Source organism: Rhodococcus sp. A14, from assembly GCF_011603105.1.
Lineage (GTDB): Bacteria > Actinomycetota > Actinomycetes > Mycobacteriales > Mycobacteriaceae > Rhodococcus_F > Rhodococcus_F opacus.
This window is the reverse complement of the sequence record NZ_JAAOQS010000324.1, coordinates 1-446: the sequence shown is the minus strand read 5'-3', so window position 1 is coordinate 446 and position 446 is coordinate 1. Positions and strand designations below refer to the sequence as shown.

Annotated in this window: 1 pseudogene; it reads right to left on the bottom strand. The window is 64.1% G+C overall.

The features are described from left to right. Nucleotides 1–446 (bottom strand): annotated as a pseudogene (locus G9373_RS45670) (2-isopropylmalate synthase); the annotation flags it as partial.

Sequence of the window (446 nt, the reverse complement as noted above, 5' to 3'; positions counted from 1 at the left end):
CGCACCGAACGGATCAGCGCGGCATAGCCCTCCGGCACCGCGTAGCCCACCGTATCCGGCAGATTGATGGTGGTGGCGCCTTCGGCGATCACGCCTTCCAGCACGCGGCAGAGGAAGTCCATGTCGGAGCGGCTGCCATCTTCCGGCGAGAATTCGATGTCGTCGGTGAACTGGCGGGCAAAACGCACCGCCAGGCGCGCCTGCTCGTACACCTGATCCGGCGACATGCGCAGCTTCTTCTCCATGTGCAGCGCCGATGTGGCGATGAACGTGTGGATGCGGAACTGCCCCGCCGGCTTGAGCGCCTCGGCAGCGCGGGAAATATCACGGTCGTTCGCGCGGGCGAGCGAGCAAATGCGCGAATCCTTGACCGACAGCGCAATCGCACGGATCGCTTCAAAGTCACCGTTTGAGCTTGCCGCAAAGCCAGCCTCGATCACGTCCAC